Genomic DNA, 24,044 nt, shown 5'->3' with positions numbered 1-24,044 from the left:
ATGTTTACTACAAAAAGTGACGAAATATAAAAGCTAAGTAAGTAAACAGATAAGATTCTTTCCCCTATAAGTATTCCATGCAAAAAAGTCCGACCAAATGGTCGGACTTTAATTTATTTTGTTTCGTTTTCCTTCATCAGTCTAAGGAAATTCAGTCCCATTATCTTAGCTACATCTTCTTTTTTGTAACCTCTTTCCAAAAGGGCTTTGGTCAAGACAGGGAATTTAGACACATCTTCCAGATATTGTGGAGAAGATTCTATTCCATCGAAGTCGGATCCTATGGCTACGTGATCTATGCCTACTTTACTGACTAAGTAATCAATATGCTGTAATAAGGTTTCGAGCTTAGCATCAGCCTGAAAGCGTAACTCCTTAGGTAGCTTGTTGTACATCCTTGACACCGACATACCTTCTTCAGGCTTACCGAAATGTTTCTCATAAAGCTCTTTGACACGCTTCTGGTATGCTGTGTCCAAAAATTCCGAATAGAAGTTTAAACCGATAACACCACCATTCTTTTTAAGAGCTTCCAATTGCTTGTCGTCCAAGTTGCGGGAATGTGGTGTTAATGCTGCAGCATTACTGTGTGACACGAGTATGGGTTTGGTGGTAACTTCCAACACGTCATAGAACAGCTTTTTGCTGCCATGCGACAGGTCAACCATCATTCCCAACTCATTCATTTTACGGATAATCTCTCTACCTTTTTCGGAAAGGCCCTTCTGCTCTTCATCCGGCTTTTCATCTTCTATTGCGGCAGCTGTTGCCCAAGAAAGGTTATAGTTCCACGTGAGGGTCATATATTTGGCTCCGCGCTCATGAAGCTTCACCAAATTATCTATGCTTTCCTCTATCATATTACCACTTTCAATGCCAATGAGAGCGGCTATTTTTCCAGCCTTATTGATTCTATACACGTCCTCCACATTTTGGGCCAGCTCAATATGCTCTTTGTTTCTTTCTATAACTTTTTCCAGAGCATCAATTTGGTCGTTGGCATGCTTGAAGGCGTTGGTCTTCCAGCGTGTATCGTCAGACCATACGGCAAAGACCTGTACATCCACTCCTCCTTCTTTCAGACGAGGAATGTCTGTGTGTCCCTGAGTCAGACGCGTACCTATGTCGCGACCTCTCAATATACTGGATACGATTACATCATTGTGGCCGTCCACCACAATAAGTTCTTCATGTATCTTCTTATAATCTTCTTGCGCATTCGTCATGTGCATAAAAGAACAAAGAGACAATACACTAAGTATAAAACTTCTTTTCATTATTTAGATTCATTTATGGTTTCGTAGATAACATCTTGAATTCTGCTACGAATATTCAAGTCCAACAGCTTTGTAGACACCTGTGGGTGTACCCTATTGGATAAGAAAATATAAATTAACTGATTTTGCGGATCAATCCAAATACAAGTTCCTGTATAACCGGTATGTCCATACACCGAAGGATTGGCCAACTTGGAAGGATATCCGGATTTCGAGTCAGGGTCATATCGGTCAAAGCCCAAACCACGACGGCTGGTTTTCGATTGTTTTGATGTGAAAAGATCTACGGTTTCCGGCTTGAAATATCTCACTCCACCGTACTCACCCCTATTGAGCAGTAGCTGCCCATAGATAGCAAGATCGTTTGCGGTAGCAAAAAGACCGGCATGCCCTGCTAAACCTCCCGCCATGGCTGCCCCTTGGTCGTGAACAAAACCTTCCAATAACACCTTACGAAAAGAGGTATCATGCTCTGTAGGCACTATTCTCGATTTATCGAAGCGTCTGCGTGGATTGTAACCTGCCGTTTTCATTCCTATAGGTTTGTAGAGAAGTTTGTTGACGAACGTATCCATAGAGACATGGGTAACATTTTCCGCCACTTCCTTCATCACATACATACTTATATCCGAATAGACATAATTTCCTATTGGTTTCACAGCAGATTTCAGCATCTCAGGCCACATCACCTCTTCGTAATAATTATTTCGCAGATAGGCGCTGTCTGCCACCTGAACCTGATGCGTCGGAGAAGGGAAACGTTGAAGATCTCCTGGCTTGAGATGACGGTAGAACGGTATATAAGGCGTGAAACCAGCTTCATGCAACAATACAGTCCTTAACTTGATGTCCTTTTTGTTGGTTTCTCGTGCTTCCCAGATATAACGCCCGATAGTGCTATCCAAATGTATAGCCTTGGTCTCGGTAAGGTGCATGATGACAGGAGTAGTACCGGCAATCTTACTTACCGACGCTAGGTCGAAAATATCGTTTACGCTGGTTTTACGTGCGTTTTCATACGTATGGTGGCCATAGGCCTTTTCAAAGATTACCTGTCCATTTTTGACTACCATGACTACCATGCCGGGTGCTGCCTTCTCGCGTATAGCTTCGGCCGCAATGGCATCTATCCTTTGGGTCATCTTAGCAATATTTAATCCTGACCGCTCTCCATAGGTGTATTGAAGTCTGGTTTGGTTGGTTTTTATCTTGGAGTTTCCTCCGATTGCAAGCCCTCCGAATATACTCATCGCCATATAGCGTTGAGCTTCTTCCGAGAACTCCGGGTAAACCAGTTCCGACATGACACCGTTGAATGATGGTGTCTGCTGAAGGCGACTTAAATCACTATCCTGAAAGCGACATACGACAACACGTTTTTTGTTCGCCGTAGCATGGCTCACCAACTGCGCATTTAGCAGCTGCAGCTCCGCCGTCGTACCGGCAACAATAATGGTGTTAAACAGCTTACCTTGCTCATTCAGCTTATAGATGTCTATAGGCGTGATTTCAGCATACTTGTCAAGCTGTGCAATAAATGGGCTGTACTTCTCTACAGAAGGAACTGCCACTGCAATTTTAAGCTCATCTAATCTTCCGAACGGAATCTCATTATTTTTGTTAAACAGCAGATGTGTCTTATTGACAATAGTCTGTTTGTATTGCGCCTGTGCTGTAGAAACAAACAAAAATAGAATAAGTAGTAGATTAGGTAGTAATTGTAGTTTTTTCATGTTTTTACATGCTTTAAGCAGTAAATGTACTAATAAAACGCACAAAAACGCAAATGCTCAAGTAACAAGTTCATTTCATTTTAAGAAGGATTTTATTTAACTTATATTTGAATTATGCCTGAAGTCGTACAAGAGAGGACCATCTATTCGCTACTAGAAGTAACGCGAAGCATTCAGAAAACCATAGGAGAGCGTTACAAAAGCTTGTATTGGATTAAGGCAGAGATGAATAAGCTTAATCACTACAAGCATTCTGGTCACTGTTATCCTGACCTTGTAGAAAAAAAAGATGGTAAAGTTGTTGCCGAAATGCGTTCTATTCTCTGGCGGAACGACTTTGAACGTATTAATAGTCTGTTTCTCAAATTACTGAACGAACCTCTACGTGATGGTATCACCATCCTATTTCAGGCAGGCATCTCCTACGACCCTTTATACGGGCTGAGTCTACGTATTGTTGACATAGACCCCACCTTTGTAATGGGAGAGCTAGAACGCGAAAAGCGGCAAAGCATCTTACGCTTACAGCAGGAAGGGCTGTTTGACGCCAACCGACGGCTACCATTTCCTCCAGTACCTAAACGACTGGCTATCATCTCGGTAGAAACCAGTAAAGGTCTTTCTGACTTCTACAAGATTATCCACAACAACCCATGGAAATACAAGTTCGAAACGACGCTATATCCTGCACTCCTGCAGGGTGACAAATCTGTTCCTTCCATCATTAAACAGCTTGCCGTCATTGCTGAAAGGACGGAAGAATATGATGCAGTAGCTATTATCCGTGGCGGAGGAGGTGAAGTAGGGTTGTCTAGTTATAACAATTATGCTTTAGCGAAAGCTATAGCCATATTTCCTATTCCGGTATTGACCGGCATCGGACACTCCACCAATGAGACCGTCAGCGAGATGGTAGCCTACAAAAATGCTATAACGCCAAGTGAGCTTGCAGATTTCCTTATACAGCAGTTTCACAACTTTGCCATCCCGCTGGACCAGCTGCAGGAACGTTTAATCTCGTTGTCCAAAAACAGGTTTGCCGAAGAAAAAAATAAACTACAGGATATAACCAGAAGGCTGTCGTGGTCCGGTAAAAACCGCTTACAGCAGGAAAACCATGCCGTGCAGCTGCTTACTCAAAGAATGCATCTATTTAGCAGGCATTTTCTGAGAGAACAGCACACACAGATAGAAAATATTAGCCGGCTTATCCGCTTAGCCGATCCTTCCCATCTGTTGAAAAGAGGATTTTCTATCACCAAGGTTAATGGAAAGGCCTTACTCTCAACAACTCAGGTAAAAGAAGGTGATCTTGTTGAAACCATTCTAATGGATGGAAGCATTCAAAGTCAGGTTGTCTCAAAAAACATTTAACCATGGAATCAAATTACACTTACATAGACGCATTCAACGAACTACAACAAATTGTCTCTGAAATCGAAACCGGAGAAGTCAATGTCGATGAGCTGGCAAACAAAATCCAACGCGCCTCCTCATTAATTGCTATATGTAAAGCCAAACTTCTAGCCTCGGAAGAAGAGGTTGACAGACTTTTAAGTCAACTGCAGCAAGAAGCAAATGACTCAATGGACGAAGACAGCAACATACAAAACGAATAGACTTAATATGGCATTGAAATAGCTTCAAAAACAAAATTTTAACTTTTAATTCGCTATGAACAATTTTTTGCTTTACTTTGCAATTTAGAATTAATCTTAATAAAATTGAAACGAGTTGTTTGCCTATTCATAGCAAATTATTTTGTCTTATTAAGTTTCGCTTTAGCACAAACCGTCCCTATTAGTGGCAAAGTGCTCAACGAAGATAATAAGCCTCTGGCTTTTACCACCATACGCTTAAACGATGGTCAGCAGAGCACCTATTCCAATGAACAGGGAGAATTTACGTTTCAAATCTCTTCGGGTTTACCTTTGGTCAAACTGACCTTACAGCATGTAGGCAAACAGTCGGTTTCTAAAACCATTTTTAGAAAAGATTTTTCCCAAAAACATCTGTTCATCCTTAAAGACTTAAGTCTAACTCTCGAAGAAGTAGACATAAACCCGATAGTACGTCAAACCAAAACCAGCAATTCGTCTATAGTCTTCGACAAGGAAACCATTGAAGCGAGCCAAGCTTTCAGCCTTCAGGACGTATTACTAAAGCTACCAGGAAAGGCTGCAGTAGCACCAGACCTCAATAAGGTAGAAACATTAACATTGCGCGGAGGTACGGGAACGCTAGGAGGCTCTTCGCTATACAACCTAAACAACTCTCTTGGTATAGCCATTATTATGGATGATATATACCTTAGCAACGACGCCAATATGCAAAGCCGGTCGGTAAGCCGCTGGGGTATGACCAATGCTACTCTTTCCGGAGTAGGATATTCGGATTCTTATTTAGGCACACAAAGTGCTCAAACCTACGATGTGGCATTCCAAGGAATCGATTTACGTGAAATTCCGGTGAACAATATTGAAAGCATTGAGGTCGTGCGAGGCGTGGCATCGGCACGCTATGGAGAAATTACGGATGGCGCCGTAATTATCAACCGCCAAGCTGCACAATCCCCGTGGGCAATAAATATCCAGCTCAACGGAGGATCTACCTCCACCAGCATCAGCAAAGGATTCATCCTTCCCGAAAAATGGGGAGCTTTAAACCTTTCCTCAAACTATACACATAGCAACGCTGACCCTCGCGACAAAATCAAAACTTTCGATAGATACAACCAGTCCTTGATGTGGACTAAGCGTTTTGCCAACGGCATAAAAAATACATTTTCTTTTGATCATAACTACCGCAACGACGGACGACGCGCCGATCCTGATGATGAGACTCAACAAATGTCGGTATTCAAAAACAAAGGGATCTCGGTGGCCAACAGGATTTCCATACCTACAGGAAGCCGTTTCTTTGAAAATATAAATGCCAATATTAATTATTCAAACTCCGACCAATATTCGTTCAAGCAATATATCCTTAACAGAGGAATAACGGCTATTACAGTAAAAGATACTACAGGAATCTATAAGGGATATTTTAGTAATGGCAGCTATATGGCAGAAGAGGAAATCATCGGAAATCCGATAAACTTTTCAGCCCGTCTCGATGCTTCTGCCACCTTCGTGTTGGGAGCTCATACCCACCACCTCTCCTATGGGGTAAACTACAATTACTCCAACAATGGAGGAAAAGGTGTTATTAGCGATCCCGACAGACCGCGGTGGATACTCAATGGGGGAGGAAACGAAAGAGCGTATGACTTTGAGCATCTTCCTGCCGCCCAAAACTGGGGATTCTACGTGGAAGACCAAATTTCCGGAACGTTGCTACAAAAATCATATAATGCTAATATCGGTCTCAGAAGCGATATTCAAAATGGCTATTTTACGCTACAACCAAGATTTAGTTCTCGACTACGTTGGAACGACAGATGGGCGACCACAGCTTCATTCGGTATATCTTCCAAAGCACCGACCTTGGCTCACATGTACCCCGCTCCTGTATTTATTGACATCGACCTGCTGAAAGTGTATGCTGGAGATCTTTCTAAGGCCCTATATTTAGTATTTACAGACAAAAAGATTCTGGACAATGCCCATCTGAAGCCATCGATGGCCTCCCAAGCAGAACTAGGACTGGAATATCAAGGTAAGACCTTCAGCTCATCTCTTTACTCGTACTATAAGCATAATTGGAATGGCTATGAGACTGTCAACCAGCCGCATTGGTACCGCCTGCCGGAATTCGACTATTCTGTAGACAATGAAGGAAACATCACCTATACCCCTAACGGAAAAGAAAATACTTACTTTGACTTTTACGGCTATGAAATGGTCAACGGAGCTAGTGGATCCTCATTAGGGTTAGAATGGATGCTAAACTTCAAGCCGATTAATGCTATAAAAACCTCTTTTTCTCTAGTAAACAACCTTCAATACAATAGCTATAACAGAACACAGCATGTGCGGGTCAAAATCGAAAATAACAAAATCATACTTCCTGATGGGAACAGCATGACCTATGCTGTATATAACCCCGACGATACGCGTTATACACAGATCATGTCAAAAGTTAACAGCTCTACACATATACCTAAGTTGGGTTTTATCGTGAACTTTAGCGCCGACATCTTCTGGCTGGAAAAGCAGAAAGCATCAAGCAACATATATCCAGTAGGTTACTATACTTCCGAGGCGAAATATTTTCTTATAAATGAACAGCCCCTTCCCCAAGATATTTTGAACAGTCTCAAACGGATCGCTTCAGACGAAGCTATAGAAGGGATACCACATGTACATACTATTATCAATATGTCCTTGGCAAAAGAGATTAACAAGAAGTTCAGAATTAATCTGAATGCCTACAACCTATTCAATATACGTCCGGAATATTACAGAATTACCAATAGCGGAACGGAACGCATTGTGAAATACAACAGAAGACCAAGTTTTACAATAGGAACAAACATTAAATTCTAATACTAACGAACCATGAGAAACTATCTATATTTTATCCTTACGACACTGATTCTCTTTGTAGGATGTCAAAAAGACCCAGAACTTACACGCCCTGTGAAGTTCACCGCCACCGTAACCGTGAAGAGTGACGAAAATCTTAATATTCCGTCCCAAGGAGCCATCATTACGCTTACCAACAAAACCAACGGTGCTTCTTACCAAGCTTTTGTCTTGGAAAATGGTCAAGCGACATTTGAAAGTATTACTCCGGGGCTTTATTCCATTTCGGGAACGCTTGTCATAAGCGCCCAATCTTATTCGGAACTGGCTGGTTACTATGTAGAAGATAATGTCAGCTTTACGGATAGCTACGACAACGTGGATATCTATGCCGATCGCGTATTCTCCCTAGAACTTAAAGCCGGAAAAACAGGAAACTGGGTTTTTAAGCAGATTTACTATGCCGGCTCAAATTCGAGCACAGGAGCCAGCTTCAGAGATGTTTTTTTAGAAATCTACAATAACTCCAACCAAGTGCTATATGCAGACAGCCTCTATTTCGGGCAGGTAGGAGGAAAAAATAATAACAATGCCGGTGAATATTATCTCCCTAATTTCCAATATGACTGGTCTAAATCCGTAGGGATGGTGGTGGAAAGTGGCAAAGATGCTAATAAGGACTACATCTATGCCCACACTCTGTTCCGCATCCCTAGTGACGGCAGCGGCAAGAAATACCCTGTACAACCGGGACAAAGCATTATCATCGCGGCCAACGCCGTGGACCATACCAACTCCTACGAGTCGAACAACGCCACCCCAGTGACAATCACAAACCCTGCTTTGACGATTAACCTAAGTCATGCAGATTTTGAAGTCAACCTTATAGAATTTCTACGTCCGAAAGACGGAAGTGCTTACACCCCCTATCGTTTTGATGTGGATAACATCAACGTGCCTAATGTTGATGTTCTACACGTTTCGTCGGGAAACGACCTTATCTTGGACGCCTTGGGTCGTGATGCTTACTTTATCGTGGATCCTAAAGGAAAGAGCATAGACATGGAAAATCTAAGAAGCTTTGCTGCCCCAGATATTAGGGAAGTGATAGCTACTACACGTGTGTACAAACAGATTCCTATTGAGGTGGTGGTGGATGCCGTAGAGTTACAACATCCGGTAGCTTCCTCCCGTGTTCCGAAACGCCTTCCAACCACATTGGATGCCGGACGCACACATGTGCCAGGTGGACAATATTCAAGTCAATCGTTAGTACGTAAAACCTTAAAAACCGTAAATGGTAGACGTATTCTGAAAGATACAAACAACTCCGAAGAAGACTTTGGCTTCCTACAAAAGGCCGACCCTTCGAAATCTGCAAGCTCGTTTATAGATTAAGTGTATAGATATGAAGTTCAGCTTTTCCATAATATTGATATTCTTAGCTCTTACTAGCTTCGGGCAGAAGTTTAGTGACAATGACTCTTTGTTTTGGAACCTTCCCTTGCAAAAGAAGCTCCATTTTCACTATGACAACCCGAACATGGTAAAATTTCGGGAGCACAACTACAATATTGGTGAAGCTGAACTTTCTTTCCAACATAGAGAAGGCAATTACAGAAGAGCACAACAGGCACACCTGCAGAATATCGCCAACTTCAAGGCTGATGGCATTTCACAAATAGATAAGTTTGTGGTATCGGGAAGCTTCCAGTTTGACAAGGTGTGGGAAGATAGTTTGGCTAATACGCTTCAAGGCGAAATGGACGACCTCTCTCCATTCTATTTTTTTGTTCAGAAGGCAGGAAAATACGAAAGGCAAAATTTTGTGGGTAATGTGAATGTACGCTATGCAGGAAAATTCTCTCTTTTACAACCCGGTATTGTCTTCAAATACCATTCCCATTGGACAACTAGGTCCGTTGATCCTCGTCCTAATGTAGCTTCGGTAGCCATAAAATTTAATCCCTACATCACTGCTCAGCTGCAGAATCATCAACTGTCCCTAGGCTTTTCCTACGGCTATGGCGACGAAGAGAATACCATAACCTATAAGAACAGGATGTTCAGCACCAGTATGCTTTATCCGGAACGTATCTATTATACCAATCAAGGATTTGGCTTCATCTCACAAAGAGACTCAAGCTCTTTACGGCGCTACGACACCTACCTTGGAGGAAATTTGGGGTATACCTTAGAAAAGGAATATCTACAGCTCTACAGCGTGACTTCCTTTGAAAGAAAGGTGACAAACTCTACATATGACACTAAGCTGCGTCAACGATATTTCAAACGTAGTGAGTTCACTCTGCAAAGCGTTAGTCATAACACGCTTCTGATGCTGAACAAAAATGTTGCAAGCCACATCTTGGAGCTGAATGCAGCATATCATAACGGTCGAGATTACAACTACAATCTCCGAGCAGCAAATTATTTGGTTAAATATTACAATGTGGAATTGGACTATTCCTACACCAACGAAAGGTGGTCTTGGGGAGGTAGTACAGCATGGTCCAGTATGGAAAAGACGGATGCTGCGTCAGCACACCACCATCAATATTCTCTGCTTAGTCTAAGCATCAACGCCAAACGTTTCTGGCACATCGCCGACCACATCTTAGAGACAGAACTACGACCTCAATATACGTTCAAACTCAACAATAAACTGTCCGTACCATCAACACAGGTGAACCTGTTTACTACATCAGTAGTCTATCCCGATTTCGATTATTTTAATTTGGAACCTCTTATGCTACATTTGAATATTGCATACAATATCCCATCGGTCATGAAACTTAGAGGGATGAGGCTGTTTCTACGTAATCAAATTCTTACTTTTGTCAATAAGAGCGAAAAGGAAACCATGTCTTTGCCTGTAGAAGATGCACAAATGTGGCAGGTACAGGCAGGTATTCAGTTTAGCTTATAGTCATATTATGAAAAAACTTTTATCATTAGCCGTCATCGTCATTTTTGTGGTTTGTAATGCTTTCTTTCATGAGCATCAAGACGCATTAAGAGCCTTATATAGCCGGCCGGTTACAGAATGGCCGAAGCCAGACATCGATTCAGGAGTGAACTGGGCAGAATTTAAGTCCTTACCTAAACTAGACACCAGTTATTTCAGCCTTATGGAGCGTCCGGATGTCAAGCTAGGCAAGCTGTTGTTCTTCGACCCTATCCTCTCGGGTTCGAACCAGATTTCCTGCAGCTCTTGCCATAATCCGCAAACTTCTTGGGCAGACCATCTTTCTGTACCTGTAGGGCATGACCATCAATTGGGCACGCGCAACACACCTTCTCTACTGAACGTCCATGCTAGAAAGAGTTTCTTCTGGGACGGTAGAGCTCGCTCGCTGGAAGAACAGGCCCTATCCCCTATCGAGGCGCATAACGAAATGGCGATGGAGCTTACCAAGCTTATCCCTAAGTTGAAAGCTATTCCCGGCTACCGCAAACTTTTCTATGAAGCTTTTGGAGACGAAGATTTTTCCATGCCGGAAGTGTTGAAGGCTCTTGCCGCCTTTCAACGTACCTTGGTAAGCCGCAGAAGCCGCTTTGACGAGTTTTTGGATGGCAACTACAAGGCTTTGACGGACCAAGAAATCCGCGGACTGCACCTATTTCGTACCAAAGCGCGTTGCATGAACTGCCATCATGGTCAGTACTTTACGGATGAAGATTTTCACAATATTGGACTGACATATTACAAAAGAAAATACGAAGATCTGGGAAGATATACGGTAACCAAAAATCCTGCAGATGTAGGCAAGTTCCGCACGCCTTCCTTACGGGATGTCATGAATACCGGACCGTGGATGCACAATGGACTCTTCGACAATATTACCGGAGTGTTAAACATGTACAACAGCGGCATGGTAATGAACAACCCGAAAACACCAGAACAGTGGGCTGACCCTATGTATCCGCGTGTAGACCCGCTGATGAAACCTTTAAACCTGACACAAGAGGAAATAAAAGATATAGTAGCCTTCTTACAGGCCATCACCGCTACAAAATATTGGATGAAAAGACCGGAATCTTTACCACGATAACAGCTTTTTATTAACTCTAAATATATAATGTTAAGATATAAAAAATAGATATAGCTTTTGCCGGAGTCTTTTGGATGATTCCAACTTAATGCTCAGATTACTTTAGAAACTCCTTCTAGGAAATTAACGGATAAAAATTGTTACAAAAGATGCTCCTACATCATTTCGTGATCACACCAAGGTATTTGTGTAGATAGGTAAGTTCGTCGCCTTGCGTGAAGGATTTAGCAGTTATATATATTTAGCACCAGACTATACCATATTTTTTTACTATGCCATTGTTATCTGGAACGTCTTTAACCTTTTTATGGTTCGTGATAGAGAGTTGAGCGCCCAAGTAAAAGAAAAGGCCAAAATTGGAGAACAAGAGAGCTTAGTGAAGGAAAGTTAAATATATCCTGAAACAGTTAAATCAAAGAAGCAAAACATCGTTATGTAATATATTCAATTTTCATAGCGTCAAACTTAGGCCTTTCAAATCCCTCCCTCAACAACTTGAGAATAGCTTTACTGACGAACTAGGGGTGCTTATAATGATACCCATCCTTGGGCCTGTCATCACTAAACCCAAACGCTTTTTAACATGATGTTAAAGAGCGTTTGGAATAGCTTCAATGGCCTATAGTTTATGGGAATTACCTTTGATTCTGTTTTTTGTTTTTAGGGCTTCTTTCTTTACAGCATCAGGCGCGTCCGACTTCAGTATTGCTTCACAACCTTCTATGATTGCATTGCGTTGGTATGACAAGGTATACCATCCTAAGGCTTCTAAGACTGTGATACGTAATAATTCTGACTCCTCGTTGCTTATTGCTAAATTAATCATCTCAGGCACCAAAGAATGATGTCTGTACAAGCGCAATGAGGTAAGCTCCGACAGTCTCTCTTTTTCTGCTGCTGAACGATCCGTTATTATCTTTTTTAGCTTTTCTAACTTAGCCTGATTATAATCGATCTCTTTTTCCAACTTATCGGCTAGTTCTTTCCCGCCATATAAGGCCTTATTTTCTCTAATCTGTAAATTTATTTCTTGTTTTGCTATTACAGGATCCATAAACTGCAGCGCCCAACGAGCTCGATATAGTACTCGCTCAGAGTGAGCGTCCAATATATAGAACTGTATTAGATCTCTGATAAAATCCGTAGCCCCTAAGTCTGTAAGGTCATAAACTGCCCGACGACGTATATACTCGTAAGAATCATTTTTTGCAGCATGCAATACCTCAAAGTAATCTTTATTTTCAAAATGACTTAACAGCTGAAATGCCTGCATACGCACAGACTCATAATGCGAATTGAAATAATATGAACGCAAAATAGGAGAAACTTCCTTCTCAGAAAGGAGCTGGCTCAACTTTTCCAACGCCAAAGCTTGGAAACTTGCATCATCCTCTTTAAGCAATTTCTTCCAATAGGCCACATTATTATTTAATACCGTAGCTTCATTCAGTGCTTTTGCTCCATCAGTGTGAAAATAAAAGGTAGGATCACCAAGGATATGTGTTTCTAAATAAGCAATATGCTTCAACCAATTTCCTATTCGGTAACCTTTTCCCAAAAGCCCCATAAGTTCACTTGGATAAAGATCCTGTAACACTCCTACGGAATTTGCGACAGCAGTAATATTCTCATTCTTCGAAAAAGGATAATATCCAGCTAAATAATCCTCCAAATGAAATGAACCCGTCAAACATGAGTTTATATACACCAATTTTGCTTGAATACCAGCATCTTTTATATCCGAAATCTGAATGTCCATATTCAGATTATAAATAGAATCTTGCTCTATGGATTTAGGATCAAAAGCATCTTCAAACCATTTATCTGATAAACCTAAAGATTTTTTAAAGTTTTCCTTAACCTGATCTAAATCTCGACCATCTTCTTTTGCTGAACGCATCTTTGATCGTATATATCGAGCCACATTCAACATAGATGGTTGCGGACTGGAGGTTTCCGGATAGCCGTTCATCAGCTGCAACGTAGGTGTCCCATGACCTGTCATATATGCAAAATCCACAGTTTGACGCTTCAGCTCCGACAGTAAGTTAAACTTTATAAACTCCTGAGAACGATAGTTTAAAAACTTGATGGAGCCTCCTGGCTTAAATAGGGTTGGAAACTGAGACTTCAACGCTATAGCCTCTCCCAACACGGCATTTACCGAATTGGAATTATAGCCGTGTCCTGTGGACACCACCATATCATCTAAAACGTAACGCTGCGCTCTTAACCTTACTACCTTAGTTAGATAATCTTTAATCTTCTGCGTCATACTCTCTCCTTCCTTAATCGGAGGTTTAATACGTGCAGAATAGATGTCCATACCAATAAATTGTGGAGATTCTGCTTTCAGGCTGTAGTAATGATATAGCTCTCTTCCTTTAGTTGTGTCTTGTTTCAAATATTCAAACTGAAGATCAAAATCGTCATAAAAACGGTCCGAAGGTACGGAAGATTTATCCCAACGAATCTTCTGACTCATCTTAAACGCAGATGTAAGATGTTGGGCATCACGCAACATAGGGATAGGAATCTTACCTACCAATACCGTCCCCTCAAGGGGGGCAGATTTATCCTTATATAGCTTTCGAAGGATTTCCCGAATTTGGTCTGGTTTTGTCCAATTGTCATAAATGATATACGTTCCCAATCCATCATTTTCCAGAACATGTTTGTAAGCTTTGATTTCCTCTTTTGCTGCTTCATAGGTATTTTGGTCCACCACAATAGCAAAAGTCGTTTTGCTCTTAATACTTGGCTGAATAATCTCTTGTCCTAATGCCTGAAGAGATGCCAATACAAAGAATAATCCTAAAATGCTCTTGGTTCTTTTCATTGCTTATCTAATCACAGTTTTAGTTGATTATAAAGCAAATATAGTTTTTTTTAAGCCTTATAAGTTTATACCTCTAGGCATATCAACAAGATATTACATGAAAATCAAAATTTCCTCTCTACCACTTTTCCTGCATTCCTTACTTTCATTTAACTCGCAACTTATTAGAATTGCTTAACTTTGTCAGTTATGCAACAAAATCAGGACATTAATCCCAAAACTCACATACAAATCAAGGGTGCCCGCGTCAACAATCTTAAAAATATTGACGTTAACATCCCTAAAAATAAACTGGTAGTCATCACAGGCATGTCCGGATCGGGTAAATCCTCACTGGCTTTCGACACTCTTTATGCCGAAGGACAACGCCGCTATGTAGAAAGTCTTTCCTCCTATGCCCGCCAGTTCATGGGCAGAATGAACAAGCCCGAAGTAGATTATATCAAGGGAATAGCTCCGGCCATAGCTATAGAGCAGAAGGTCATCACCTCAAACCCTAGATCTACTGTGGGAACATCAACGGAGATCTACGACTACCTCAAGCTGCTTTATGCCCGAATAGGAAAAACCTATTCTCCGGTTTCCGGAAACCTAGTAACCAAAGACTCGGTGTCAAGTATCGTCAACCTGCTATTGCAGAATGACATTGATACAACCGTAACGATCTACAGCCCTCTCGTACCTACCAACAACCGCAAACTAAAAGAGGAGCTGTCTCTTCTGATGCAGAAAGGATTTGTAAGGGTGCTTTTTGAGGAAAGTATTCAAAAGATTGAAAGTATCTTGGAGGATACCTCCATAGGCAATACTAACTTTAGTGCCGGAGACGTTAAAATTGTTATAGACCGTATCCGTCTGGACGGTGAAGATGATACTGCTTCGCGTCTAGCGGATTCAATACAAACCGCCTATTTCGAAGGCAAAGGTGAATGCTACGTAGATATTGACGGCGAACTACATCATTTCTCAGAAAAGTTTGAGCTTGACGGCATTACCTTTGAAGAGCCTTCTCCCAACTTCTTCAGCTTCAACAACCCTTATGGTGCCTGTAAGCGTTGTGAAGGTTATGGCAAAATTATAGGTATAGACCCTGACTTGGTCGTGCCTGACAAAAGTAAATCCGTTTATGATGGCGCCATTGCCCCTTGGCGTGGGGAAAAGATGGGCGCTTGGCTAGAAGCGTTAGTACGTTCTGCCATAAAGTTTGATTTCCCTATTCATAGAGCCTATGCTGACCTTACGGAGGAACAACGCCAGCTACTATGGACAGGTAACGAATATTTCCGAGGGTTGAACGAGTTTTTCGCCGAGCTGGAAGAACAAACTTATAAAATACAATATCGTGTGATGCTCTCCCGCTATCGTGGAAAAACAGATTGTCCGGAATGTAAAGGCACAAGACTTCGCAAAGATGCAGCCTACGTCAAAGTCGGCGGAAAATCCATCATAGATCTCGTGCTCATGCCTATTGACGAGCTGCTGGAATTTTTCAAAAAACTGACCTTAGATGCCAACGACCAAATTATCGCCAAACGCCTGCTTACAGAAATTACCAATCGTCTACAGTTCCTTTGTGATGTGGGCCTAAGCTATCTGACACTTAACCGCTTAAGCAACACGCTATCCGGAGGAGAGTCGCAACGCATCAATCTTGCCACATCATTAGGAAGTTCATTGGTAGGTTCCATCTACGTACTGGACGAGCCAAGCATAGGTCTACATCCAAGAGACACTCATCGCCTTATCGGAGTGCTCAAGTCCTTGCGTGATCTGGGCAATACAGTCATCGTAGTGGAACATGAACAAGAGATGATGGAGGCTGCAGATCATCTCATTGATATAGGTCCTGAGGCGGGAATCAATGGTGGCCAGCAGATATTCAGTGGCTCTTATGACGAAATACTAAAAGATAAAAATTCTCTTACGGGAAAATACCTTAGTGGGGAACTAAAAATAGATGTTCCTAAGTCTCGCCGTAAATGGACTGACAAAATTACTGTTCGTGGCGCAAGGGAAAACAACCTCAAAGGCATTACCGTAGACTTTCCACTCAACGTATTTACGGTAGTGACAGGTGTCTCAGGCTCCGGAAAAACATCCTTAGTGAAACGTGTCCTCTATCCTGCTCTACAGAAAGCCATAGGCAATTATTCCGGCGAACAGACGGGACAGTTTGACGCCATAGAAGGCGATATCCAACAAATAGAACAGGTAGAGTTGGTAGATCAAAATCCTATAGGGCGCTCATCCCGTTCTAATCCTGTCACGTATGTCAAGGCCTGGGACGAAATACGAACCCTGTATGCGAGTCTTCCTCCCGCCAAAGCCAACGGACTTAAGCCTGCAGCCTTCTCTTTCAACGTGGAAGGAGGGCGGTGTGACATTTGCCAAGGGGATGGCGAAGTAAAGATCGAAATGCAGTTTATGGCCGACATCGTGCTGCCATGTGAAGCTTGTGGTGGAAAACGCTTCAAACAGCATGTGCTGGAAGTAACCTATAAGGGTAAGTCCGTTTCTGACGTGCTGGACCTCAGCGTCGATGAAGCCTTAGAGTTTTTCGAAGATCAACCCAAAATTATCAACAAACTTAAGCCCCTACAGGATGTAGGATTAGGATATGTCAAGCTCGGGCAATCATCCAGCACCTTGTCGGGAGGGGAGGCACAACGCATCAAACTGGCCTCTTTCCTCATCAAGGGAAATAACAGCAAGAAAACCTTATTCATCTTCGACGAGCCAACAACAGGTCTTCACTTTCACGATATCCGTAAACTGTTACGCTCTTTCGATGATCTAATAGCTTTGGGCAATAGTATTCTGGTGATAGAACACAATATGGATATGATCAAAGCTGCGGATTGGGTTATTGACATAGGTCCGGAAGGAGGACAACGCGGAGGAAACATCGTTTTCGCGGGAATTCCGGAAGATTTAGCTCAATGTAAGGAAAGTTTTACAGGGAAATTCTTGAAAAATCACCTGAAACAATTAATTTAACTTAATTTTAGTTTAAAAGACTTAAAAAAATGAAAAACAGAATATTTGCTACTCTCCTAACTTTCATTTGTGCTGTCACCACCCTCTTTGCTCAAGTAGAAAGACCTAAATTAGTTGTCGGACTTGTAGTGGATCAAATGCGCTACGATTATCTTTACCGCTTTGCAGACCGCTACGGCGACGATGGATTCAAAAGATTGCTTAGAGAAGGGTTTTCCTGCGAGAATACGATTATTCCGTATATTCCTACTTATACCGCTATAGGTCACAGTACTATTTATACCGGTTCAGTACCTTCTATCCATGGTATAGCAGGCAACGACTGGATTATCCAAGCTACAGGACAAGCGATGTATTGTACGCAAGATGATAGCGTTAAAACTGTTGGTGCTTCCGGAAAAGTGGGGCAACAGTCTCCTAAAAACCTGTTGGCATCTACAATCACGGATGAATTGAAGTTGGCCACCAACTTCCAGTCTAAAGTAATAGGGATAGCCATCAAAGACCGTGGAGGAATCCTTCCGGCAGGCCATTTTGCAGATGCCGCATACTGGTTTGACTCTAAATCCGGAAATTGGGTAAGTAGTACGTACTACATGCAAAAGCTTCCAGACTGGGTAAACAAATTCAACAAGCTTAAGCTCGCCGAAAAATATCTTAAGCAAGACTGGAATACATTATACCCTATTGAGACATACAAAAATAGCATCCAAGACGACAATGAATATGAAGGAAAATGGGCTGGAGAAAAATCTCCTACCTTCCCTCGCAAAACCTCTGAACTGATGAAAGACATAGGTCTTGAGCTTATCAAGACCACTCCGCAAGGAAATACGTTCACCTTGGATTTCGCTAAAGCAGCCATAGAAGCAGAAAAATTAGGAAACAATCCTACAGGACATACGGACTTCCTATGTATCAGTCTTTCTTCTACGGACTACGTAGGCCACCGCTATTCTCTTTCTGCTGTGGAAATCGAAGATACATATCTTCGCCTAGATAGAGATATCGCTGACCTGCTAAACTATCTCGACAAAACCATAGGTAAAGGCAACTACACCTTTTTCTTGACTGCTGACCACGCCGCATCCTATAATCCGCGTTATTATACAGACCAAAAAGGTAATGGCGGCTACCTGTTTCTTCGTCAGATCCAACGAGAGCTAAACGATGAGCTGACAAAAAAATTTGGTCACAAGGACTTGATAAGAAGGGTATTCAACTATCAGGTACACCTCAACCACAGCTTGATAGATTCGTTAAATCTAGACGAACAAGCCGTTAAAAACTTCATCATCAAATTCCTTAAAAAGCAGGAAGGTATAGCTTATGTGGTAGATATGGAAAGCGGAGGCAACATGGTTATCCCTGCTCCTCTCCGTGAAAAAATCATCAACGGCTATAACCGCAAAAATTCAGGAGTAATCCAAATCATAGGCGAGCCACAATGGTATAATGGTACCCCTCGTGCGACAGGAACGTCACACGGTGTATGGTCTCCCTATGACTCACACATTCCTTTGGTATTTATGGGTTGGGGAGTGAAGCCGGGAGTAAGCAACAAAGAAGTACACAGTACAGATATTGCTCCTACCCTAGCATCGCTATTGCATGTTATGGAGCCTAACGGAAATATAGGTAGGCCTATAGTGGAAGTATTAGGTCAATAATACAATTTAAATTTTGTATTTTTGGATGTACTATTATTGATCTATGATTTCTAAAAAGACAAAATACGCCATTAAGGCATTAATGGTATTGGGAAGGAACTACGGAAAGGAACCTATGCAGATTGTAAAGATAGCAGAGGAAGAGCGTATTCCTAAAAAATTCCTAGAGCAAATCTTATTAGAAATGCGCAATGCAGGGATTTTATATTCCAAAAAAGGAGCTGGAGGTGGTTACAGCCTAAACAAGGCTCCGGAAGATATTTTCTTGTCGCAGATCATGCGTCTCATAGACGGCCCTATAGCATTATTGCCATGCGTGAGCTTAAACTTTTATCGCTCCTGCGATGAATGTACGGAAGAACATGCCTGCGGCATCCGAGATACATTCATAGATGTTCGCAACGCCATGCTGCAAATTCTAAACGATACCAGCATAGCAACGCTGATAAACAAAGAAAAAGAATTAGGAGGGTTTCGTCCGGAAGTCAATAGTTAGTATTGCAATTCCTATATAAGCTTTACTACTATTTACTATAATAACAGATATTAAATAAAAATTTTATTTGTTCATCACACAGCCTACAACAATGGTATAGGCTGTGTGTTTTCTCTACCTACCTTTATGACTCCTTATGCCCTTTGTTTAAATCATAAATCCATAGGTTAAAATCTGTATCGGAAGGAATATTAAATTTTTACGATAACGGTTTTTTCTCACCTGTACAGCCCTTACCGTTACATTTGTACATTTTGCGATCTCCTTCGGCGTAAAATTAAGATAGCACAAGGCTAGAAAATAAATCTCCGAGTTTCTCATATTAGGCGCCAACTCTCTAAATACACTCATCACTTCTGGGTAAATGGATCCGAAAACAAACAAGAACTCAGGATTGTTGTTTTTAGCCATTTCAATCAGATCCTTTATATCAAAGTTTTTATCGGTTTCACTATTGTTGTCTCTTATCTCATACTTTTCAGACTGTTTTGGTAAATTAAAATTAATTGGAGACAATTTTCGTAGCCTGAAGAAGAACAGAGAATAGTAAAGAATATATAAAAGCGTAAACAAAGCAAAGCCATATTTATATATAATAAGGATCCTGTCCGCTTCTTTATCTTTAAGTAGCTTTTTATATATTTCATCTACGGCATATTTGTTTGCCCTGTCAAGCGAGTCCTTCACGGCAGCATATCTCACAATCAGCGATTGCGCCTTCTCTCTGTCTAGATTATTGGTCAACAAAAAATCACTATAGAATTTTGCCGTACTGAAGCTAGCATCCAAATCACCCAACGACTCCGCATTTTCTAATGCCAACTCGTAATAATAGGAAGCTTTATCCCACTCCTGGTGGCTTTCATATGTTTGAGCGAACGCTAGATAAAAATTCGTAAATTGTCTTACCTTATTTTTCTGCAAAATATGTAAACTTTTAAAAAGATAGGTCAATGCTCCTTTCAGGTTTTTACGCTGATTTTCGAATCTAGCTTTGCTGATGTAAAGGTTTGAATATTCTTGAAAAAATAAATTGGAATCCAATCTATTTAAAATATCTTCTTGCTTTTCCAAATATCGCTTAACGGCATTTTCATTCTCTGCTTGATTATATACATATTCAATATAATCCTCGGAAACAGTGAAAAATATAATGCTATAAAATGCGGAACAGATAGGTAAAGACACTAATCGATCGTAAAAAGACTTCCGGCACTAGATTTTAGAGAAATTCATGCAAAAACATAATTCAAGGGAGCAAATTGGGGAATTTATTTGGCATAGCAATAGCGCTCTTAGGTGAGTGAAGAGATTTATATTTCAAAAACAAAAAGGCCTCTCAGAAATTTCTGAGAGGCCTTTTTGTTAATCTCTTTTTTTACAACTTAATTTCTTCATCCTTTTTATTGAAGAAATGGAATTCCGTCAGATGATAAGACTGAATGTCTTTGACTTTTATCCATTGACCATATTTGAAGAACCATTTCAAACGACGAGAAATAAGACCGGACTTAATGTAGGCGCCCAGATAAGGGTGAACACATAGGGTTACGCCCTTCTCGTTTTGTTCTTCCAAGATGAAGCTTAAGTTATTTTCAATATCATCAATCAAGACAATGCTTGATCGTATTTCTCCCGTACCATCACAAGCCGGACATTTTTCGCTTGTCACGACGCTCATTTCTGGACGCACACGCTGACGTGTGATTTGTACCAACCCAAACTTACTTGGTGGCAATATGGTATGGCGAGCTCTGTCTTCTGCCATACACTCTTTGAGATAGGAATATAGCTCCTTGCGGTTTTGAGGCTTATGCATATCGATAAAGTCTATGACGACAATACCACCCATATCGCGCAGACGAAGCTGCCTTGCGATCTCTCGTGCTGCCTCTTTGTTTACCAGCAGGGCATTATCTTCCTGGTTTTCCTTATTGGCAATGCGGTTACCGCTATTTACGTCGATGACGTGCAAGGCCTCGGTATGCTCGATAACGAGGTAAGCACCACCCTGTAAATTCACCGTTTTGCCGAAAGACGCCTTAATTTGTTTTTCTACTCCAAAATGTTCAAATATGGGCTCTTTATATTTATAGAGCTTCACAATTTTTTCCAAATCAGGCGAAATTTCCTGGATATACGACTTTACTTCTTCGTATATCACCGGATCATTGACATGAATATGTGTAAACTCATCCGTCAAAATATCTCGCAAAATGGTAGAAGCTCTATCCATTTCGCCCAATATTTTTTGTGGAGGTTCTACATTTTTAAGGCGTTTGGTAAATAATTCCCATTTCGCTATCAGATCCAACAGATCTTTTTGCAGTTCGTCCACACCCTTTCCTTCCGAAACTGTACGAATTATAACCCCGAAATTTGCGGGACGTATGCTTTCGACAATTTTTTTCAGACGGGCGCGTTCGGCGCTGGATTTGATTTTCTTCGAAATGGAAACTGTACTTGAAAAGGGAACTAATACCACATATCTACCCGCAATAGATAGATCCGAACTCAATCGAGGTCCTTTTGTTGATATTGGTTCTTTAGCTATCTGTACCGGGATCACGACGTTACGACTTAGTACGTCGGAAATTTTGCCGGCCTTATCGATGTCCTTTTCAAGTTTGAGACTACCTAGCAGATTCTCTCGATAACTGCCATTCTTTACTACTCTGGTAAGCTTTAATAGCGATAATACTTGTGGACCTAAATCCAGATAATGCAAGAAGGCATCTTTATCGTAGCCTACATCTACGAATGCCGCATTGAGGCCGGGCATGATTTTCTTGATACGGCCGAGATAAATATCCCCGACCGAGAAATGACTGCCCGCTGGTTCTCTATTTAGCTCTACAAGTTGCTTGTCCTGTAGTAAAGCGATAGTCACTCCATTCTCAGGAGACGAATCGATGATTAATTCCTTTACCAACAGCTACTCAATTTTTGGGATATTAACACCTCGCGTACTAATATCTAGTCCCTATGAAACATAAAACTTGTTTAATGAAAAAATACAATCTATGAATACAACCGAAGTGCTATCATAGATTGTACAGGTCTTTGACAAGAGATTATCTTGTCAAAGACTACACAGCAAGAAAACTATTTTTTCTTGTGTCTATTTTTTCTTAAACGTTTTTTACGTTTGTGAGTAGCCATTTTGTGTCTTTTTCTCTTTTTTCCGCTTGGCATAGCTTTAATGTTTTTTAATAATGTTAAAAAATCCTGTTAATTATTATTTGCTCAATTCTTCGATCTGACGATCGATGTATTGAGATAGTGTCGGATCTGCAGCAATTTCCTTGCTCTTTTTATAAGCTGCTATTGCTTCAGATTTTTGACCAATTTTTTCGTAGGCTGCCGCCAGATAGAAATAAGACTCGGCATCAGCCTTGATTTCTACTACAGTCTTGAAACGTTCGATAGCTTTATCAAACTGTCCCGACTGCATGGAGAACAAACCTAAAGTTTTGTTAGCATCAAGATTTTTCGGATCGGCTTGCACAACCTCGCGAAGCAAAGCAATACCTGCCATAGGATTGCTGGAACCCGTTACAAGAGCTGCCCCTAAACCGGTTTTGGCGGCAAGGTTGTTGCTGTCCATGGCTAAAGCCTTTTCATAAGAGTCTATCGCCATTTTGTTTAGCGCTGACGCCATGGCTGTGTCTTGTAGATTGGTATAGCCCTCGCGAAAGGCATCGCCCGATTTAACCCAATATTCTAATTTCGGGTTAATTTCGGCCATTTCCTTATAAATAAATCCTTGTGGAATAGGTTTTGCCAGATCGTCCCACTTATCAGCTAACGTCTGTAACAAGGATATCTTATCTTCCCCTTCGGCTTTCTCCGCCTGTTGCTCTATTGCTGTAATCTCCTGCGCCAAGGAGTTGTTGATACCTTGCTTGGCGAGCTCGGAAACGCTCTTCAACGTAAACATCGAAGAAGCGGATTCGTCTGCTGCTGCCGTTGTGTTTTGCTCTTGCTTATCTACCAAACCTTTGATAGGTTGCGCCAACAAAGACCCAATCAGCACTATCACAACAACAACTACAACTATTTGTTTGGTATTCAGCATAGAGCTAATTTAAATTATTTTTTTATTTTATTACTGTTTTTAACTTTCTCCACAAAAATTTTTGCAGGTTTAAAGCTTGGCACATAGTGCTCAGGAATGATAATCGCTGTATTTTTCGATATATTACGCGCAGTTTTTTCAGCTCTTTTTTTCACTACGAAACTTCCAAAACCTCTAACATAAACGTTCTCTCCTTCAATCATCGCATTTTTCACAACCTTGAAGAACGCTTCAACCGCTTCTTGTACATCAACCTTCTCTAAACCAGTCTTGGTAGAGATCTCTGCAATAATTTCTGCTTTAGTCATATCTATATTCTGTAATAATTTATTTCTCCACTCCCCACATTTGGGGATGCAAAATTATCGTTTTTTCATGAGCTTTAAAAATATTTTGACGCTTTTGTCAAACATATTTTTTTCATAATCAAACG

16 protein-coding genes are annotated in these 24,044 nt (G+C 41.2%); 9 read left to right on the top strand and 7 right to left on the bottom strand.

Annotation, left to right across the window (positions count from 1 at the left end):
* Positions 1-113 precede the first annotated feature (113 nt).
* Positions 114-1,277 carry a dipeptidase gene (locus ABD873_RS05000; protein ID WP_345065473.1) on the bottom strand — a complete coding sequence of 388 codons (1,164 nt, stop codon included), beginning with the start codon at positions 1,275-1,277 and terminating at the stop codon, positions 114-116.
* A complete protein-coding gene (locus ABD873_RS04995; protein ID WP_345065470.1) occupies positions 1,277-3,010 on the bottom strand; it encodes a serine hydrolase domain-containing protein in 1,734 nt (577 codons plus the stop codon). Before ABD873_RS04995 ends, ABD873_RS05000 begins: the two co-directional genes overlap by 1 nt.
* A 114-nt stretch (positions 3,011-3,124) precedes the next feature.
* Here ABD873_RS04995 and xseA point away from each other — a divergent pair, with 114 nt between their 5' ends.
* The 6 genes from xseA to ABD873_RS04965 all read left to right on the top strand — a co-directional run bounded on the left by xseA (position 3,125) and on the right by ABD873_RS04965 (position 11,531).
* Positions 3,125-4,384 (top strand): exodeoxyribonuclease VII large subunit, encoded by a 1,260-nt coding sequence (xseA, locus tag ABD873_RS04990; RefSeq protein ID WP_345065467.1) that lies wholly within the window; start codon positions 3,125-3,127, stop codon positions 4,382-4,384.
* A gap of 2 nt (positions 4,385-4,386) precedes the next feature.
* Positions 4,387-4,629, top strand: a complete 243-nt coding sequence (xseB, locus tag ABD873_RS04985; protein ID WP_039053041.1) for an exodeoxyribonuclease VII small subunit — start codon at positions 4,387-4,389, stop codon at positions 4,627-4,629.
* 105 nt (positions 4,630-4,734) lie between these two features.
* Complete coding sequence (locus tag ABD873_RS04980) at positions 4,735-7,497, top strand: TonB-dependent receptor (protein ID WP_345065463.1); 2,763 nt, start codon at positions 4,735-4,737, stop codon at positions 7,495-7,497.
* Between the two features lie 12 nt (positions 7,498-7,509).
* On the top strand, positions 7,510-8,874 hold the full coding sequence (locus ABD873_RS04975) for a DUF4876 domain-containing protein (protein ID WP_345065460.1): 1,365 nt from the start codon (positions 7,510-7,512) through the stop codon (positions 8,872-8,874).
* 10 nt (positions 8,875-8,884) lie between these two features.
* On the top strand, positions 8,885-10,405 hold the full coding sequence (locus tag ABD873_RS04970; RefSeq protein WP_345065457.1) for a DUF6850 family outer membrane beta-barrel protein: 1,521 nt from the start codon (positions 8,885-8,887) through the stop codon (positions 10,403-10,405).
* Positions 10,406-10,412: 7 nt separating this feature from the next.
* Complete coding sequence (locus ABD873_RS04965) at positions 10,413-11,531, top strand: cytochrome-c peroxidase (RefSeq protein WP_345065454.1); 1,119 nt, start codon at positions 10,413-10,415, stop codon at positions 11,529-11,531.
* Positions 11,532-12,150: 619 nt separating this feature from the next.
* Here ABD873_RS04965 and ABD873_RS04960 read toward each other — a convergent pair.
* Complete coding sequence (locus ABD873_RS04960; protein WP_345065451.1) at positions 12,151-14,370, bottom strand: HEAT repeat domain-containing protein; 2,220 nt, start codon at positions 14,368-14,370, stop codon at positions 12,151-12,153.
* 189 nt (positions 14,371-14,559) lie between these two features.
* Here ABD873_RS04960 and uvrA point away from each other — a divergent pair, with 189 nt between their 5' ends.
* The 3 genes from uvrA to ABD873_RS04945 are packed head-to-tail and all read left to right on the top strand — an operon-like array spanning position 14,560 to position 19,533.
* Complete coding sequence (gene uvrA / locus ABD873_RS04955) at positions 14,560-17,367, top strand: excinuclease ABC subunit UvrA (RefSeq protein ID WP_345065448.1); 2,808 nt, start codon at positions 14,560-14,562, stop codon at positions 17,365-17,367.
* A gap of 29 nt (positions 17,368-17,396) precedes the next feature.
* Complete coding sequence (gene pafA, locus ABD873_RS04950; RefSeq protein ID WP_345065445.1) at positions 17,397-19,037, top strand: alkaline phosphatase PafA; 1,641 nt, start codon at positions 17,397-17,399, stop codon at positions 19,035-19,037.
* A 43-nt stretch (positions 19,038-19,080) separates the two neighbouring features.
* A complete protein-coding gene (locus ABD873_RS04945) occupies positions 19,081-19,533 on the top strand; it encodes an RrF2 family transcriptional regulator (protein WP_039053034.1) in 453 nt (150 codons plus the stop codon).
* A gap of 147 nt (positions 19,534-19,680) precedes the next feature.
* On the opposite strand, the gene ABD873_RS04940 is transcribed toward ABD873_RS04945, so the two are convergent.
* The 4 genes from ABD873_RS04940 to ABD873_RS04920 form a co-directional block, all read right to left on the bottom strand.
* Positions 19,681-20,607, bottom strand: coding sequence for a hypothetical protein (locus ABD873_RS04940; protein WP_345065439.1), 927 nt, complete (start codon positions 20,605-20,607; stop codon positions 19,681-19,683).
* 304 nt (positions 20,608-20,911) lie between these two features.
* Entirely contained in the window at positions 20,912-22,465 is a 1,554-nt protein-coding gene (locus ABD873_RS04935) for an Rne/Rng family ribonuclease (RefSeq protein WP_345065436.1), read from the bottom strand.
* Between the two features lie 306 nt (positions 22,466-22,771).
* Positions 22,772-23,611, bottom strand: a complete 840-nt coding sequence (locus ABD873_RS04925) for a tetratricopeptide repeat protein (protein ID WP_345065433.1) — start codon at positions 23,609-23,611, stop codon at positions 22,772-22,774.
* A gap of 14 nt (positions 23,612-23,625) precedes the next feature.
* Positions 23,626-23,919, bottom strand: coding sequence for an HU family DNA-binding protein (locus ABD873_RS04920; RefSeq protein ID WP_039053031.1), 294 nt, complete (start codon positions 23,917-23,919; stop codon positions 23,626-23,628).
* Positions 23,920-24,044: the final 125 nt, after the last annotated feature.

Origin of the sequence: Sphingobacterium thermophilum (assembly GCF_039541675.1) — a bacterium.
Lineage (GTDB): Bacteria > Bacteroidota > Bacteroidia > Sphingobacteriales > Sphingobacteriaceae > Sphingobacterium > Sphingobacterium thermophilum.
This window is presented reverse-complemented; position numbering and strand designations above follow the sequence as displayed.